The organism is Lysobacter fragariae (genome assembly GCF_054779775.1).
The window spans coordinates 326,561-342,512 of record NZ_BAAGXP010000007.1 but is presented as its reverse complement, the minus strand read 5'-3'; the positions used below and the strand labels follow the sequence as shown (position 1 = coordinate 342,512).

14 protein-coding genes and 1 pseudogene are annotated in these 15,952 nt (G+C 66.4%); 7 read left to right on the top strand and 8 right to left on the bottom strand.

The features are described 5' to 3' along the window. Positions 1-155: 155 nt before the first annotated feature. The 6 genes and pseudogenes from ACYVD7_RS10510 to trxA form a co-directional block, all read right to left on the bottom strand. Positions 156-1,998 (bottom strand): annotated as a pseudogene (locus tag ACYVD7_RS10510) (DUF885 domain-containing protein). A gap of 143 nt (positions 1,999-2,141) precedes the next feature. Next, the gene (locus ACYVD7_RS10505) at positions 2,142-2,906 is read right to left on the bottom strand and encodes a queuosine precursor transporter (protein WP_460762699.1); all 765 of its coding nucleotides are present in this window, start codon (positions 2,904-2,906) and stop codon (positions 2,142-2,144) included. A gap of 219 nt (positions 2,907-3,125) precedes the next feature. Beyond that, on the bottom strand, positions 3,126-3,788 hold the full coding sequence (locus tag ACYVD7_RS10500; RefSeq protein ID WP_460762657.1) for a DUF502 domain-containing protein: 663 nt from the start codon (positions 3,786-3,788) through the stop codon (positions 3,126-3,128). A 182-nt stretch (positions 3,789-3,970) separates the two neighbouring features. After that, a complete protein-coding gene (locus tag ACYVD7_RS10495; protein ID WP_460762654.1) occupies positions 3,971-5,968 on the bottom strand; it encodes a serine/threonine-protein kinase in 1,998 nt (665 codons plus the stop codon). 211 nt (positions 5,969-6,179) lie between these two features. Then, positions 6,180-6,698 (bottom strand): DUF4442 domain-containing protein, encoded by a 519-nt coding sequence (locus ACYVD7_RS10490; protein WP_460762652.1) that lies wholly within the window; start codon positions 6,696-6,698, stop codon positions 6,180-6,182. Positions 6,699-6,850: 152 nt separating this feature from the next. After that, positions 6,851-7,726, bottom strand: coding sequence for a thioredoxin (trxA, locus tag ACYVD7_RS10485; protein ID WP_460762649.1), 876 nt, complete (start codon positions 7,724-7,726; stop codon positions 6,851-6,853). A gap of 166 nt (positions 7,727-7,892) precedes the next feature. Between trxA and ACYVD7_RS10480 the strand changes: the two genes are divergently transcribed. Genes ACYVD7_RS10480 through ACYVD7_RS10470 form a run of 3 tightly spaced genes read left to right on the top strand, consistent with a single transcriptional unit; the run spans position 7,893 to position 9,299 of the window. After that, positions 7,893-8,483 (top strand): hypothetical protein, encoded by a 591-nt coding sequence (locus ACYVD7_RS10480; protein WP_460762646.1) that lies wholly within the window; start codon positions 7,893-7,895, stop codon positions 8,481-8,483. A gap of 10 nt (positions 8,484-8,493) precedes the next feature. Next, a complete protein-coding gene (locus ACYVD7_RS10475; protein ID WP_460762643.1) occupies positions 8,494-8,709 on the top strand; it encodes a helix-turn-helix transcriptional regulator in 216 nt (71 codons plus the stop codon). After that, positions 8,706-9,299, top strand: a complete 594-nt coding sequence (locus tag ACYVD7_RS10470) for a DUF998 domain-containing protein (protein ID WP_460762641.1) — start codon at positions 8,706-8,708, stop codon at positions 9,297-9,299. The genes ACYVD7_RS10475 and ACYVD7_RS10470 overlap by 4 nt, the downstream gene beginning before the upstream one ends. Here ACYVD7_RS10470 and ACYVD7_RS10465 read toward each other — a convergent pair. Continuing rightward, positions 9,290-9,541 (bottom strand): SemiSWEET transporter, encoded by a 252-nt coding sequence (locus ACYVD7_RS10465; protein ID WP_460762638.1) that lies wholly within the window; start codon positions 9,539-9,541, stop codon positions 9,290-9,292. The genes ACYVD7_RS10470 and ACYVD7_RS10465 overlap by 10 nt on opposite strands. Then, the gene (locus ACYVD7_RS10460) at positions 9,538-10,590 is read right to left on the bottom strand and encodes a DUF1176 domain-containing protein (RefSeq protein WP_460762636.1); all 1,053 of its coding nucleotides are present in this window, start codon (positions 10,588-10,590) and stop codon (positions 9,538-9,540) included. The genes ACYVD7_RS10465 and ACYVD7_RS10460 overlap by 4 nt, the downstream gene beginning before the upstream one ends. A gap of 308 nt (positions 10,591-10,898) precedes the next feature. Here ACYVD7_RS10460 and leuS point away from each other — a divergent pair, with 308 nt between their 5' ends. The 4 genes from leuS (at position 10,899) to holA (ending at position 15,936) form a co-directional block, all read left to right on the top strand. Beyond that, entirely contained in the window at positions 10,899-13,727 is a 2,829-nt protein-coding gene (gene leuS / locus ACYVD7_RS10455) for a leucine--tRNA ligase (protein ID WP_460762633.1), read from the top strand. Positions 13,728-13,735: 8 nt separating this feature from the next. After that, positions 13,736-14,173 carry a hypothetical protein gene (locus tag ACYVD7_RS10450; RefSeq protein ID WP_460762631.1) on the top strand — a complete coding sequence of 146 codons (438 nt, stop codon included), beginning with the start codon at positions 13,736-13,738 and terminating at the stop codon, positions 14,171-14,173. Positions 14,174-14,266: 93 nt separating this feature from the next. Beyond that, the gene (locus ACYVD7_RS10445) at positions 14,267-14,896 is read left to right on the top strand and encodes an LPS-assembly lipoprotein LptE (RefSeq protein WP_460762629.1); all 630 of its coding nucleotides are present in this window, start codon (positions 14,267-14,269) and stop codon (positions 14,894-14,896) included. Further along, positions 14,896-15,936: a DNA polymerase III subunit delta gene (gene holA, locus ACYVD7_RS10440; protein ID WP_460762626.1), complete on the top strand. Its 1,041-nt coding sequence runs from the start codon at positions 14,896-14,898 to the stop codon at positions 15,934-15,936. Before ACYVD7_RS10445 ends, holA begins: the two co-directional genes overlap by 1 nt. The last annotated feature ends 16 nt before the right edge of the window (positions 15,937-15,952 follow it).

Genomic DNA, 15,952 nt, shown 5'->3' with positions numbered 1-15,952 from the left:
GTTCCGGGCGCTCGACCGGAATGCTCAATCCGGCGCCAAGGCCGCGTCACTGCTGGCCTTGGCAATCTCGGTCTGACTTCATCCCTAGCCAACGCGAACAGAGCCAAAGAAAAGGGCCGGGAAAACCGGCCCTTTCCACATGACAGTTGGCGAACTCAGCCCTTCTTCGACGCGATCCAGCGGTCGATCTTGTTTTCCAGCACCGAGAGCGGCACGGCGCCATCCCTGAGCACTTCGGCATGGAACTCGCGGATGTCGAACTTGCCGCCCAGTTCCTTCTCCGCGCGGTGGCGTAGTTCCTGGATCTTCAGCTCGCCGATCTTGTACGCCAGCGCCTGGCCCGGAATGGCCATGTAGCGTTCGGCTTCGGCGGTGGACTGCGTTTCCGACTCGGCCGAATTGTCGAGCATGTACTTGATCACCTGCTCGCGGCTCCAGCCCTTGCTGTGCAGGCCGGTGTCGACGACCAGACGGATGCCGCGCCACAGCTCGTTCTGCAGGTAGCCGAAGTAGTCGTACGGGTTGGTGTAGACGCCCAAGTCCTTGCCCAGCGATTCGGCATACAGGCCCCAGCCTTCGGCGAAGGCGGTCTCGCCGCCAAAGCGACGGAACGCCGGCAAGTTGGTCAGTTCCTGCTGCAGCGCGATCTGGAAGTGGTGGCCCGGGATGGCTTCGTGCAGGTACAGGTCTTCCGCATCCCAGGTCTTGCGCGTGGGCAGGTCGTAGGTGTTGACGTAGAAGATGCCCGGACGCGAACCATCCTCGCTCGGCGACTGGTACTGGCCGCCAGCCGCGGACTGCGCGCGGAACGGTTCGACCGGACGGATCTCGAACGGCGACTTCGGGATCAGTGAGAACTGGTCGGGGATCTTCTGGTTGATCTTCGCTTCGAGGGCGCGGTAGTACTTCAGCAGCGCGTCCTCGTCCTTGAAGCTGAAGCGCGGGTCGGTCTGCATGAACTTGAAGAAGTCCTGCAGCGAACCCTTGAAGCCGACCTGCTCCATCACCTTGCGCATCTCGCCGTGGATGCGCGCGACTTCGCTCAGGCCGATCTTGTGGATTTCATCCGGCGACTTGTCGGTGGTCGTCGAGTTGCGCGCGTTGTAGGCGTACCACGCCTGGCCGTTGGGCAGGCCCTCCATGCCGGGGCTGGTGCGGGTCTTCGCCATGTACTCGTCGGCGATGAAGGTCCGCACCTTGCGGTAGGCGGGCATGATCTGTGTGCCGATCATCTCGCGGTAGGCAGCAGTCAGACGCGCCTTGTCGGCGGCCGAAAATTCCTTCGGCATGCTGGCGACCGGCCCCCAGAACAGGGTGTCCTCCGGCTTGTCCTTGATCAGCGCGTCGAACTGCGGGATCACCTTCACCATCAGCGCCCTGGGCTGCACGACGCCCGCTTTCATGCCTTCGCGCATGTTGGCGATCGCGGTATCGAACAGCACCGGGATGCGCTTGCCGCGCGCCAGCCAGTTGTCGTAGTCCTTCACGGTGCGGAAGGGCTGCGCGCTGGTGCCCGAACCCAGCTGCGCGGCGAAGCCGGCGATGTTGTTGAACTGGTCGATCGGCAGCATCCAGCCGGGGAACTGCTCGGCTTCCAGTGCCTGCTCGGCGTTGCGGACGAAGATCTCGTAGCTGATGAGCGCCTGGCCATCGAGGCCGTCCGGACCAATGTCCTTGACCGTCTTCAGCCAGCGCGCGGTGAAGTCATGGGATTGCTGGCGATAGTCGGCGGACAGGAAGTCCGGCAGCTGATCGTCATAGCGGCTGTCGCCCTGGAACGTTGCCTGGAGAGGGTTGAGCTTGAGGTTCTCTTCCCAGAACTGGCCGTACAGCGCTTCCAGCTTTGCAGCCTTGGCCGGTTGCACCTGCATCGATGCAGGCGGATCGGCGGCCAGGACCGGCGTCGAGACGGCGGCGAGCGCCAAGGCGAGCGAGAGTGCGATGGGACGCAGGTGCATGGCGGTTCCTGGGGCGGTTCGCTAAAGGAGCCCGAAGCATCCCCGACCGGGCCCGCGCGCGCGCCGGTCGAAAGTCATGCGCAGCGGGATGGAGGCTCCATTCCGTCGTGCCGCAGGCTCCCGGTGGGCGTATTCATGTCGCCCGTCGTCAGTCGCCTGTAGAAGCAAGACTGGAACGCGAGGTCAGCTCGCCGCTTCGTCGCGTAGCTGCTCCGCTCGCGCCTCGCCCAGGTACGACGTGAGCACCCGGCGCATCACATACAGCAGCGGGATCATGGCGACCGCCGCGAGCATCTTGTAGCCGTAATTGACCGTGCTCACTGCAAGGAACAGCGACATCGGCCAATGCTGCGGGCCGATCACGAAAGCGATATAGAGCACCACGAAGCTGTCGACCAGCTGCGACACCGCAGTCGATCCCGTCGCGCGCAGCCACACGTGCTTCTCGCCGGTAACGTTGCGGATGCGGTGGAACACGGCCACGTCGATGAGCTGCCCGAGCATGAAGGCCACCAGCGATCCGGCGATCGTCCACAACCCTTGCCCGAACACCGCGGCGAACGCCGCCTGGTAGTCGGCCACGCCCTGTGCTTGCGCCGCGTTCACCCACCAGCCCGCCGGTGCCAGCGCGATCGCCGCGAACGCGAACGCGAATCCGTAGGTGATCAGCATCGCCGCCAGCCACGAAATCAAGCGGACGCCGCGTCGGCCGTAGAACTCGTTGACGACGTCGGTCATGAGGAACACGACCGGCCACAGCAACGTGCCCGCGGTGAAGCTCAACGAACCGGACTGGCCGAACAGGTTCCACTGCAGTGGCGCGATGCCCAGCGTGTCTTCGAGCGCGAAGATCTTCACGCCGATGAATTCGGCCAGCACTGCGTTGACGCAGAAGAAGGCGGCGAGGATCACGAACAGGCGCAGTGCCTTGTCGTCGAGCGTGCGCATCGGGACGACGTGCTGGAAGGTTGCGCTGTTGTCGTTCATGGGCGGCCTGTCCGGGTTGGATGCTCAAGTCGGAGCAACTGTGGAACGGTTTGTTTTCTTGCTTGCCGACGTCCCTGCTGGAGCGAGGGACCTGGTCCTGACGATCTCGGGGTGGTTTGCCATCGCGGGCCGCCCGCGCGGCCTCGTTATCTTCACGACCGGGATCAATGGTGGGCGGGATCAGTCGTGGGCGGGCGGGCTAAACGGGATCGAATCCGGCGACACCGCGCCACCGGAAATGATGAAGCTCATCGCCTGGTCGACGGTCCAGTCGGTCGGGGTGATCTTCTCGACCGGCACGATCTCCAGGTAGCCGGAGGTCGGATTGGGCGTGGTGGGTACGTAGACGGCGGCGAGTTCGCGGCCGGTGCCCTGTTCGTGCAGCACGCGCGTCACGAAGCCAATCGACTTCATCTGCGTGTGCGGGAAATCGATCAGCACCACGCGCTGGGTGCCATCGGGTTTCGTCTGCAGGATGTCGAGCAGCTGCCGCGCGCTGCCGTAGATGGTGTTGGCCAGCGGGATGCGCTTGATCAATGCCTCGAACCAGCGCAGCAGGCGTTGCCCCAGGACCACACGGGCCATCACTCCGGAGAGCAGGATCACGCCAACCGTGGCAACGACGCCGATCGCGGTCTGCACCCAGGGCTGCACCAGCCAGCCGAGCGCGTTCGGCAATGCCGTGGATAGGTTCTCCAGCAGCGGCCCGATTACCGGGCGGCTGGTATCGGAAAGCATCACGAAGACGAACTTCACCACCACCCAGGTGAGCCAGATGGGCAGCAGGGTCAACAGACCGGTGATGAAGAGTTTCTGGAGGCTGGGGCGGGTAGGGGCTGACATCCGCGGATTGTAAGCGGTCAACCGCCAAACCCGTCCGTATGCCAGCCGTGTGTTGCGTGCGATGCGACACCAGTCGTCGGCGCCGACGACACGCCGAATGCGTCAGCGCGCGCTGCACGAACGCCTCGCGTACCGCTTCGCCACCGGCGACGGTGCCGCAGTCATGCCACGTGAGTCGCCGCTTACAGGTCGCGCACCAGGCGGAATCCGACGTCGTCATAACCGCGATTGGCGACCAGCGGACGCTGCGCGTTGCCGCTGCGCCACGACTTGCCACTGGCCACGCGAGAAGCGCAGCTGCCCGAGCAGTCGCGCGACCACAGCGACACATCGCGCCCACTGCCTGCCGCGGCGGTCTGGCGCGCTTCGGCGGCGGTGGGAAGGCGCCAGCGCTGGCCGGTCTGGCGGCTGTACCAGCTGGCATAGGCTTCGGCGTCCTGCAGTGAAATGCAGACCACCGGTTCGCCTTCGCCCTGGAAGAAGCCGGGCGACTTCCAGTCGCGAGGCGCCAGCACGCGCAACAGCGAGACGCGTTCCCGGCACAGCGCGGGGGGGCGGCCGGACGACTTGGCGAAGCGTCCGTACTCGGCGCGCGTCACCGGCTTGCGGCTCACGGCCACGGCGGTGCCCTGGGTGGTTTCGTGCAGCACGCCGCCATCGGGCAGGGTCTGGCCGGCGCGCGGCAGTGTCTGCGCGCGCTGGGCGAGGTCGGTCCCCAACTGCGCGGGCAGCCCGAAGTCGCCGACCAGCTTGGCGACGCGTTGCGCATCGTCCTTGTCGTAGCGCTTGGCGGCGGCTTCGAAGCGCGCCTTGATGGCGGCTTCCGCCTTTTCCTGCAGATGCTGGTGCGCTGGCGAGGCCGCCGTGGCGGTCTGCTGGCCCAGCGCCGTCGCCATCGCGTAGATCTCGCGCGCGCGGGCGTCGTTGCCATCGCGGATGTTGGATGCGATCGCATCGGCGAAGGCTTCGGTCAGTTCGTCGGCGACGATGGGCACGTCGACGTTGGTGCTGTCCGCGTTCCAGGCTTCGAGCACGCTGGCGTAGGCGTTGCCTTCGATCGGCGTGGTCAGGCGGCCGCCTGCGATGTGCCGGCGCGCGGTTTCCAGCGCCTTGCGCGCCGGTGATTCCGGCAGCGGCTTGAGCATCGCGGCGGTGACGTCGTTGTGTGTTGCCGCGTCGATGGCCGAGGCCTGGATGTCCTCGGCCTTGGGCTTGCCCATGTATTCGATCGCCAGCACGCCCACGCCAATGAAGGCGAGCAGCGCGCAGGTGGCCCAGATGGGCTTGGCGTACTGCTGCAGGTGCGCCAGCCGGCCGAGGCGGTCGCGCAACGCCGGCATGATGCTGCGCTGGGTGGCCGACTCGATGCCCGCACGCATGTGCGCGGCGTCCTGGTAACGCTGCCCCGGCTGCTTGGCCAGCGCGCGGTTCATGAAGCCCTGCCAATGCGCGAGGTGTGCGGGCAGCTTCGGGATGGGGTCCTGCGCGTGCATCACCGCCATCGACAATGCGTCGGCGGCTTCGTAGGGCAACTTGCCGACGAGCATTTCCCATATCAGCACGCCGAGGGCATAGAGGTCGGCGCGACCGTCGACGACTTCGCCGCGGGCCTGTTCCGGCGCCATGTACGCGGTGCTGCCTACGGCGAGGCCGGCGGTGGTCATGCGTGCACCGCCCCAGTCCTTGCGCAGGGCGATGCCGAAGTCCGCCAGCAGCGGGCGGTCAGCGTCGTCGAACAGCACGTTCTCAGCCTTCACGTCGCGATGCACGATGTTGCGCGCATGCGCATAGGCGAGTACGGATAGCAGGATCTGCGCGATCTCGACCGCGCGCTTTTCGCTCTTGCTGTAGTTGCGCTGGCCGAGGTGGCCACGCGCCATGTAGGGCATCACGTAGTAGGGCAGGCCTTCAGCGGTGCGGCCGACTTCGTGGATGCGTACGACGTGCGGATGTTCCAGGCGCGCGATGGTGCGCACTTCGTTCTCGAAGCGGCGGCGGCTGACTTCATCGCCCAGGGCCTGTGGCGACATCACCTTGATGGCGACGTCGCGGCCAAGCGAGTGCTGGCGTGCCAGGTACACCGTCGACATGCCGCCGTGGTTGATCACGCGCAGCAGGCGATGGCCCGGTACGTCCGGCAATGGCGAGCCGTCGTCGTGAGTCGGCGTTTCTTCGGCCATGTGTCCCGCATCCCCTGTAGCAGCGGCGCCAGCATACCGCCCTGCGCGACTCAGGCTAGCCGGATTTCCGGGGGGGCTGGAAGCAAAAAAGCAAATTAGTGAAGCGCGTTGCGAGCGGCGATGAAGCCACTGTCGCAATGGGGAGATGACTGACGTGGACCGTCACCGCTTTTGTCACTTTTGAACCTGTCCGGGCCGCGCTTGCGTGGCATCAGCTGGATGTGGCTTGCCCCTGGGTTGCTTCACATACGGTGTCGTCGGATGTGGATTCCCGGCTGCGCTTGCGACGCACGTAGAGCTGCTTGCGCACGCGCGCGACGACGTTGCCTGCGTCGTCCACGACATCGGTGTCGAACCAGCGCAGGTATTTCCCGCCATTGGCGGTGGCTGCGCGGATTTCGTCCAGGATCGCGTCATCGAGCCGGAAGTCCGCCCGCACGGTGCCACGGCCGGGCTGCACGAATTCGATCGAACCGGCCTGGTCCCACACGATGTAGTCGCGACCAAGAGTGTGCATCGTGAGCAGCATCCAGAACGGATCGGTCATCGAGAACAGGCTGCCGCCGAAATGGGTGCCGACGTAGTTGCGGTTCCACGGACGCATGCGCAGTTCGACCCTGGCGCCGCGCCAGTCGTCGGCGATGCAGACCACGCGCACGCCGGCGAAGAGGAAGGGCGGCCAGAGGTTCAGGACCCGGCGCAACAGGCTGGGGGTGACTTTGGACTTCATGCGGGAGGCCGTGGGGAAGCGGGCGAAGCATCGCCATACGCATGCGTATAGTCAAGCCCCGTCATGGCGGGATACGCGGTTATCCGCCGGTACGGGGCGTTGGATCTGCGCTTGGGCGGGCTGCCTGCTCGTCCGATTGGGCCGACCGACCGTCAGAACAGCAGCGATGACATCTTGCGGCGGTAGGTGCCGACCAGATCCTCGTCTTCGATGATGCGGAAGGCGTCGATCAGCGCCTTGCGCGGCAATCCGTCCGAATAGGTCCGGTCGCGGCGCAGCAGTTCGATGAACTGGTCCAGCCCGGCCTGCGACTCGCCGGCGACGATGCGCTGCATGCCGAGCAGGTGACGGGCGCGCAGGTCTTCCGGGTTGCTGGCGATGGCGGCTTCCAGCACCTCAACCGGCGGCGCGTCCTTCAGCTGCGCAGCGAATCCCAATCGCGCGCGGGCGCGCTGGGTGCGGTCGTCGTGGGCGAGGTTGGCGGGAAGGGCGTCCAGCAGCTGCTCGGACTCGTGCGCTGCGCCGGTGCGCAGCAGGGCGATGGCGAGTTCCAGCTTCAGTTCGTCGTTTTCCGGCGCTGCGGCGACTTCGCCGCGCAGGCGCACGACTTCGGCGTGCGGGTCGATGGCGGCGGGGGTGTCGTCCGCAGCGGGTTCGTCAGGCGTCGTCTCGGCCAGTTCGGCCGGCTCGATGCCGTGGTGGGTCAGGAATTCGCGCAGCTGTCCTTCAGGCAGCGCGCCTGGGAAGCCGTCCACCAGTTGTCCGTCCTTGACCAGGAATACCGTCGGGATCGAGCGCACCTGGAAGGCCGCGGACAGTTCCTGCTCTTTGTCGACGTCGACCTTGGCCAGCCGGAAGGCGCCGTTGTACTGGTCGGCCAGCTTTTCCAGCACCGGCCCGAGCTGCTTGCACGGGCCGCACCATTCCGCCCAGAAATCCACCAGTACCGGGGTTTCCTGCGACTTGCGCAGGACGTCGGCTTCGAAATTGGCGGAAGTGGCATCGAAGACGTGTTCGGACGCGGACATGCGGAACCTTGGCTGGGGCGGGATAGGCCGAGAGATAGTGCTTGCTGGAAACGAACCCAAGGTCATGTAAATAATTCTTTACATCTGGTCAAATGACAATGTAAAGTATTTTTTACATAAAGACGAGGGAGGAGTCATGGCAAAGACCGGGAAGATTCAAGGAAACATGGCACCACTCCTGTTGCTGGCAGCGATGGTGCTGCTGGCGGTGTTGACGCCGATGCTGGAACCCCGTCGCGCGCTGCTCGCCGGTTTGGGGCTTGCCTGCCTCGCGTTCATCGCGATCAGCGTGCGCAACTCGGGACTGGAGCGACGCGAGTTCCTGTCCTGGCTGCGGCTGCTTGCACTCGCGACCGGCGTGACCGTACTCGGCGTCCTGTTGTTTGGCGAAGCCGAATTCTGGCGCGTGGCAAAACCGGGATGGAGCCTGGTGGAGCGGCTTGGGGGAATGGTCATCGCGCTGGTGTTCGTGGGTGCGGTCTGGGTACGCGTGCGCAACGGCGCGGCGCCGGACGACGAACGCGATCGCCTCATCGCCGCCCGTGCCACTTCGCTGGCGATGTGGAGTGCGTCCCTTCTGCTGCTTGCGGTCGCGGTCGCATTGGGCAACGGAACCTGGGCCGCTCGACTGGCGACGATGCCGGTCGACTGGTTCGGTTCGCTGCTGGTGTGGATGGTGGGGCTGGGGTGGTTGCTGGAAGCCGCGTTCCGCGTGGCCTTCTACGTGGGCGATCGCCTGCATGCCGCTCGGCCATGAGCGACGGGACATGACCGGCACTTTCGTCCGCAACGACATCCGGCGCCTGCGCCAGGCGCGCAGCGAAATGACCCAGGAAGCGCTGGCCCGCACCTGCGGCGTCACGCGCCAGACCATCATCGCGTTGGAAGCAGGTAAGTACGCGCCTTCGCTGGAATTGGCGTTCCGAATCGCGCGCGCTTTCGGGATGGGGGTCGAGGACGTGTTCCATTGGGAGCAACCATGAAGAATCCGCCCGTGCTTACAGCCGCCTGCGCAGCGTTGTCGTTCGCGGTCGCAGCGTTGGCCTTTGGCGCGATGCAGCCAGGCTACGACCACCTGCAGCATCCGCTTTCCGTGCTCGGTGGCCGCGGTGTTCCGTACGCGCAGGCGTTCAACCTCGCCGCGTTCGTATTGCCCGGTGCGCTGCTCGCGTGGGTGGGGTGGCGGCTTCGTGCATCGCTGGGCGAAGGCGCCGGCTGGTGTCCGCGCATCGGCGCGCAGGTGGCGATGCTGGCGGCGCTCGCTTTCGCGGCGCAGGGGCTGCTGCCGCTGGATCCGCAGGACCTGGATGCCACCACAAGTCGCCTCCACGCCACGACGTGGGTGCTGTGGTGGATTGCTGCCGTCAGTGGCTGCGGGCTGATGGCGTTCGAGCGCCGCGCGTCGCTGCGTTGGCGGCTGGCGTGCGCGACCACTGCGGCGCTGGTGCTGCTGTGCGCGCCGTTGGCCGGAAGCATCCTGGCCGTCGCACCCAGCCAGCGGGTGGCGCTGGTGGCGTGGTTCGCGTGGTGGCTGCTCGCCGTCCGTGAGATGGGGAAGCGGCGTCAGCCGTAGCGCAGCTTCAATGTCAGGATCGATGCCGACAGCAGCAGCGTGACCGTATTCGACAGGATCATCGGCCAGGAGTGCAGGTACAGGCCGTAGCCCAGCCAGAACGCGACGCCGACCGTGAACATCGTGTACATCCACAGCGAGATGCCGTGGGTTTCCTTGGTCCGGATCGTCTTGATCGCCTGCGGCACGAACGACAACGTGGTCAGCGTCGCCGCCACGTATCCCACCCATTCGAGGTTCACTCGCTTTTCTCCTTGGCTGGCTGCTCCTGAAGCGGTTTTTCCTGGAGCGGCTCGCGCGTGCGCCACAGCGTCTTCCATTCGTCCGGCATCAGCCCGGCGCAATGGTCCATCACGCTGTAATCGGCCAGGTGGAAGCGTTCGCCGTCGAACACCCAGTTGGCGAATTCGCCGCAATCGCCCAGTCCGCGCCCCTTGGCGAAGTGGCTCAGCGTCGCGGTTTCCGGGTTGTAGTCGGCCATGGTCAGCATGTCCTGGGCGCGGATGGCGCCGACGCCTTCCAGTACGACGCGTTCCGCCTGCTTCGCGTTGCGGCGAGGCGTCCGGAACAGCACGCTGGTGCCCTGGTACGCGCCGCGCATGCATTCGACCATCACCAGCGCATCGCTGTCGGTCAGCGCGTAGGCGTTGTCGAATTCGCCGTCGTCGCTGGTGCAGTCCTCCTTCTCCAGCAGCGCGCGCTGCGCCTTGCGGACGCTGGCGGCGAGGCGGCGGGCATCGGACTCCTTCAATGGCCTCGGCACCGGCGCGTGTTGCAGCGACGGCAGCGACGCGGCGGCGGGGACCGTGGACTCCGCCTTGCTGCCGCGCCGGACCAGGGCTCCCTTCGTTCCCAGCCGGCCCTGGGCTTCGTCCATCAGCAGCAGCGCGGCGGACAGGCCCTGCAGGGAGAGTTTCGGGTCGTCCTCGCCGGGGCGCGCCTGGGTAGCCAGCACCTTGCCGTTGCGGATCGCATCGAGGAAGGCCTGCGTGGCGCCCAGTTGCCGCGTCTGCACGACCCAGGTTTCCTCCGCGCCGTTGCCGGCCTTCCACGATTTCGGCGGCAGGGCGACGGGGCGGCCGTCGACGAACATCCGCCGCGCGCCCTCGAAGCTGCCGAACACCGTCGTCCGCGTGGACGTCGCCGGGCCAGCATCACGCTCGATCCGCACCACCAGGCCGCTGTCCTCGTCCACGCCCACCGCGACACAGGTGCGGACGTTGTCGCAGCCCAGCGTCCAGTCGGTGAAGGTGCGGTTGATCGGCTCCGCTGCGTGAGCGTCGAAGCTCATGGCGAATGCAAGAAGGGTCGCCTCCAGGCGCATGTTCACAACTCCGGTTTGTAGTTGGTTCCATTCCCGACCCGGATCCAACTCGCCGAATGGGCGTAGCCGCCGGCCGATGCAGGGAAGGGGGCATTGAAGCATGGCGCCGCGTTCGCGTAGCCGTCCGGAAATTTGCCGGTCAGGGATGCAGGTCCGGGGATGTCCGCCAGGGAATGTCGGCCCAGGAGCCGGGTCCAATCCATCCCTGCCGGGCGGGGTGCAGGGTTTTGTGCGCTGCGGTAGGCTTTCCGGTCTTCCCCGTACTGTTGCCGACCGTGTCCAACGAAGCCGTCCAGACCGAATCCGCCGCCGCCGCCCCCCGGGCCTACGACCCGCAAGCCGTCGAAGGCGCCGCCCAGCGTTTCTGGACAGGGACGAAGGCCTTCGAGGTCGACGAGACTTCCAGCAAGCCCAAGTACTACTGCCTCTCGATGCTGCCGTACCCGTCGGGCGCGCTGCACATGGGCCACGTGCGCAACTACACCATCGGCGACGTCATCAGCCGCTACAAGCGCATGACCGGCCACAACGTGCTGCAGCCGATGGGCTGGGACGCGTTCGGCCTGCCGGCGGAAAACGCCGCGATCAAGAACAACACCGCGCCGGCGAAGTGGACCTACGCCAACATCGCGCACATGAAGGCGCAGCTGCAGCAGATGGGCTACGCCATCGACTGGTCGCGCGAGTTCGCCACCTGCCGTCCGGACTATTACGTGCACGAACAGCGCATGTTCGTACGGCTGATGAAGAAGGGCCTCGCGTACCGCAAGAATTCGGTCGTCAACTGGGATCCGGTCGACCAGACCGTTCTCGCCAACGAACAGGTGATCGACGGCCGCGGCTGGCGCACCGGCGCGCTGGTGGAAAAGCGCGAGATCCCGCAGTGGTTCCTCAAGATCACCGACTACGCGCAGCAGCTGCTCGACGGCCTGGATCACCTGCCGGGCTGGCCGGATGCGGTCAAGACCATGCAGCGCAACTGGATCGGTCGTTCCGAAGGTCTGGAAATCCGCTTCGACGTGGTCGATGGTGCCGGCGCTGCAGTCAACTTGCCTGATTCGAGCCGGCCTGATTCGAGCTGGCCTGATTCAGGCGGCTTGACCGTCTTCACCACGCGTCCGGACACGCTGATGGGCGTGACGTTCGTGTCGATCGCGGCTGAGCATCCGCTGGCGCAGTACGCCGCAAAATCGGACGCCGACCTCGCCGCCTTCATCGCCGAACTGCGGCAGGGCGGTGTTTCCGAAGCCGAGCTGGAAACCCAGGTGAAGCGCGGCCGCGACACCGGCCTGCGCGCCGTGCATCCGGTTACCGGCGAACACGTGCCGGTCTTCGTTGCCAACTTCGTGCTGATGAATTACGGCACCGGCGCGGTCATGGCCGTTCCCGGCCACGACGAGCGCGATTGGGAATTCGCCAAGTCGTACCAGCTGCCGGTGAAGATGGTGATCGTGCCCGATCCGGTGCGCGATGCCATCGCGGAGATCGAGAGACACGTTGCGCAGCGCGACGACGCGATGAGCAGCGCGCTCGGCAAGGGCGGCGCGATCGACGTCTACGACACCGGCGCGGCCGTGCAGGTGGTCGAGGAGTTCCAGCGCCGCATCGAGGAGGGGAGCCCGTACACGGAACGTGGCTGGCTCGTGAATTCCGGCGAGTACGACGGCATGGACTTCCAGCAGGCGCTCGACGCGTTGGCGGAGCGTTTCGCGCAGGCAGGCCGCGGCCGGCGCCGCGTCAACTTCCGCCTGCGCGACTGGGGCGTGAGTCGCCAGCGCTACTGGGGCTGCCCGATCCCGGTGATCCTGTGTTCGAAGTGCGGCGACATGCCGGTGCCGGAGGACCAACTGCCGGTGGTGCTGCCCGAAGACGTTGCCTTCAGCGGCGTGACCTCGCCGATCAAGTCCGATCCGCAATGGCGCAAGACCAACTGCCCACAATGCGGCGGTGCGGCCGAACGCGAGACCGACACCTTCGACACCTTCATGGAGTCGAGCTGGTACTACGCGCGCTACACCTCGCCGGGCGCCACGCAGCAGGTCGATGACCGCGCCAAGTACTGGACGCCGGTCGACCAGTACATCGGCGGCATCGAGCACGCGATCCTGCACCTGCTGTACTTCCGCTTCTACCACAAGCTCCTGCGCGACCAGGGGCTGGTGAATTCGAACGAACCGGCGATCAACCTGCTGTGCCAGGGCATGGTCATCGCCGAGACCTACTACCGCGACAACGCGAACGGTTCAAAGGACTGGATCAATCCCGCCGACGTCGAAGTGGAGCGCGATGCGCGCGGCCACATCACCGGTGCCAAGCTCAAGTCCGACGGCAAGCCGGTGCACATCGGCGGCATCGAGAAGATGGCGAAGTCGAAGAACAACGGCGTCGATCCGCAACTGATGGTCGGAAAGTTCGGCGCGGACACGGTGCGCCTGTTCTCGATGTTCGCCGCGCCGCCGGAGCAATCGCTGGAGTGGAACGAAGCGGGCGTCGAAGGCATGGCGCGCTTCCTGCGCCGCTTCTGGCGCGAAGTGCTGACGCATGTGTCGCAGCCTGACCATCCGGATGTCGCCGACCTGCTGAAGAACGGCGCGCAACTGGACGCCGCGCAGAAAACCCTGCGTCGCCAGTTGCACGAGGCGATCCAGAAAGTCGGCGACGACTACGGCCGCCGCCACAGCTTCAACACCGCGATCGCCGCGCTGATGGAACTGCTCAACCACGTGTCGAAGTTCACCGACATGAGCGACGCGGGTCGCGCCGTGCGCCACGAGGCGCTGCAGGCGATGGTGTTGCTGCTCAATCCGGTCACCCCGCATGTATGCCATGCGTTGTGGCAGGCGCTGGGCCACGCGGAAACTTTGCTGGAGGACGTGCCGTTCCCGGTCGCAGACCCGGCCGCGCTGACGCGTGACAGCGTGACGCTGGCAGTGCAGGTCAACGGCAAGCTGCGCGGCACGATCGAGGTGCCGGTCAATGTCACGAAGGAAGACGCCGAGCGCCTGGCGCTGGCCGAACCCGGCGTTGCCCAGTTCGTTGCCGGTCAGACGGTGAAGAAGGTGGTCGTGGTGCCGGGGAAGATCGTCAACATCGTGGTGGGGTGAGCCGCATCGTGGGTGATTCCCTGGGCCTGCGACACGCGCTGGGGTGCTTCATGGCGAAGAATGGCGGCGGTGCGCCAGTGCATCCCGACCCAGGACTCGCCCTCGTCGTGGTGGCGGGTAGCATCCTGGTGTTGTGGTTCCTCGTGCCCCGTATCCTCGATACCAGCGAGCTTGTTCCGCGCCACAACCTGCCAGTCGGAATGATTTTCAGCGTGCTGGCCATGACGATGTTCGGCGCGTTGCTGTTCGAAGGATTCACCGATGGTTCGCTGCATGTTCCGGGGCGGCGTCGGCACGGGCACGAAGTGGTCGCCCTGTGTGATCCCGGAACTTTCTGGACGTTCGCGACCTTCTACTACGGCATGCTGCTCCTGCTGCTCGCCGTGTTGATCAGCCTGGTCATCCGGTTGCGCGAGCCGGGCGTCGGACGCGACGAACTCGTCTGACGTCCGGATAGGCCCGCATCCCTCCTTCCGCCGCAACGCCAATCTGAACGCGCCGGCTTGCCGCCCGCCCCACGCTCGTCCAGACTTCGGCCCATGATTCCACGCCTCCTTGCGCGCCTGGCGCCGCTCGCCCTCGTCCTGGCCCTGTCGGCCTGCGGTTTTCATCTTCGCAACGCGATGACCCTGCCGCCCGACCTGGGGCCGATCCGGGTCCAGTCCGTGGACAAGTACAGCCCGCTGCCGAATTCGCTGGCGCTGTCGCTGGAACGAGCGGGCGCGGAGATGGCGCCGGAAGGGGACAGGAACGGCGCGGTGCTGGACCTCCTGCAGGAACGCTGGGGCGATACGCCGATCAGTGTCGACCAGCTGGGACGGTCACAGGAATTCAGCCTGCGCTACGCGGTGACCTTCGAGCTGCGCCGGGCCGACCAGACCAAGCTGGTGCCGCGCCAGACCATCGAGCTCTCGCGCGACTACATCTCCAATCCGATCAGCACCATCGGCACCGAGGGCGAGCGTGACCTGCTTGCACGCGAACTACGCCGCGAGATGGCGGCGTCGATCATCCGTCGCATCGATGCGGTGACCCGCAACGGTGGCGAACCCGCCCTGCCGAAATCGCGCCTGGACGAACCCGTCGCGGAAGACGCTGCGAAGTCCGCTCTCGAAGCCGCCGACCAGGCACCGCCGCCGCCTCCGCCGCCGGCCGACAAGCCGCGCTGATGGAACTCAAGCCGGAACAGCTGTCCGCGCAGGTTGCCGCCGGGCCGCTGCGGCCGGCCTACCTCATCGCCGGCCCTGAGCCGCTGCGCGTACTGGAAGCCGCCGACGCCCTGCGCGCTGCGGCGCGTGCACAGGGCATTGGCGAGCGCGAGGTCTTCGAAGCCGAAGGCAACCAGCGCGAACCCGACTGGAACGCGATGGAAGCCAGCTTCCGCGCCCCGAGCCTGTTTTCCAGCAAGCGCCTGTTCGAACTGCGCCTGCCCACCGGCAAGCCCGGCACCGAAGGGGCGCGCGTGATCAGCGAGTTCTGCGCCGATCCGCCACCCGACATCACCCTGCTGGTCACCGCGGGCGACTGGAGTCGCCAGCACGGCGGCAAATGGAGCGAAGCGATCGCGCGGGTCGGACAGGTGGCCGTCGCCTGGGCGATCAAGCCGCACGAACTCCCCGGCTGGATCGAGCAGCGCCTGCGTTCGCGTGGACTCAAGGCGGATCGCGACGCCGTTCAGCTGCTCGCAGATCGCGTCGAAGGCAACCTGCTCGCCGCCGCCCAGGAAATCGAGAAGCTCAAGCTGCTCAGCGACGGCGCAGTGCTGGACGAGGCACGCATGGAAGACCTGGTTGCCGATGCCGCGCGCTTCGACGTGTTCCGCCTGATGGACGCGGCGATGAACGGGCAGGGCGCGCAGGTCTCGCGCGTGCTGCGCGGCCTGCGCGGAGAGGGTGAAGTGGTGCCCGCACTGCTGGGCATGGTGATCCGGGAGCTGCAGACCGCCGGTGCGCTGGCGCGCGCGGGCAACCTCGCCAGCGCGTTCAAGGCGCAGCGCGTGTGGGATGCGAAGCAACCGATGTACAAGCGCGCCCTGGCGCGGCATGAGGCGCGGCGCTGGGATGAATTCCTCGCCCAGGCCGGGCGCGTGGACGCCATCTCCAAGGGCCGGCCGCGGCGCGGTCAGGAGCCCGAGGATCCCTGGCTGGCGCTGGAACGGCTCCTGCTGGCCGTGGCGGAGCCCCGCGCGGCACGCCTGCTGCGCGCATGACCGGGTCAATTCGTTT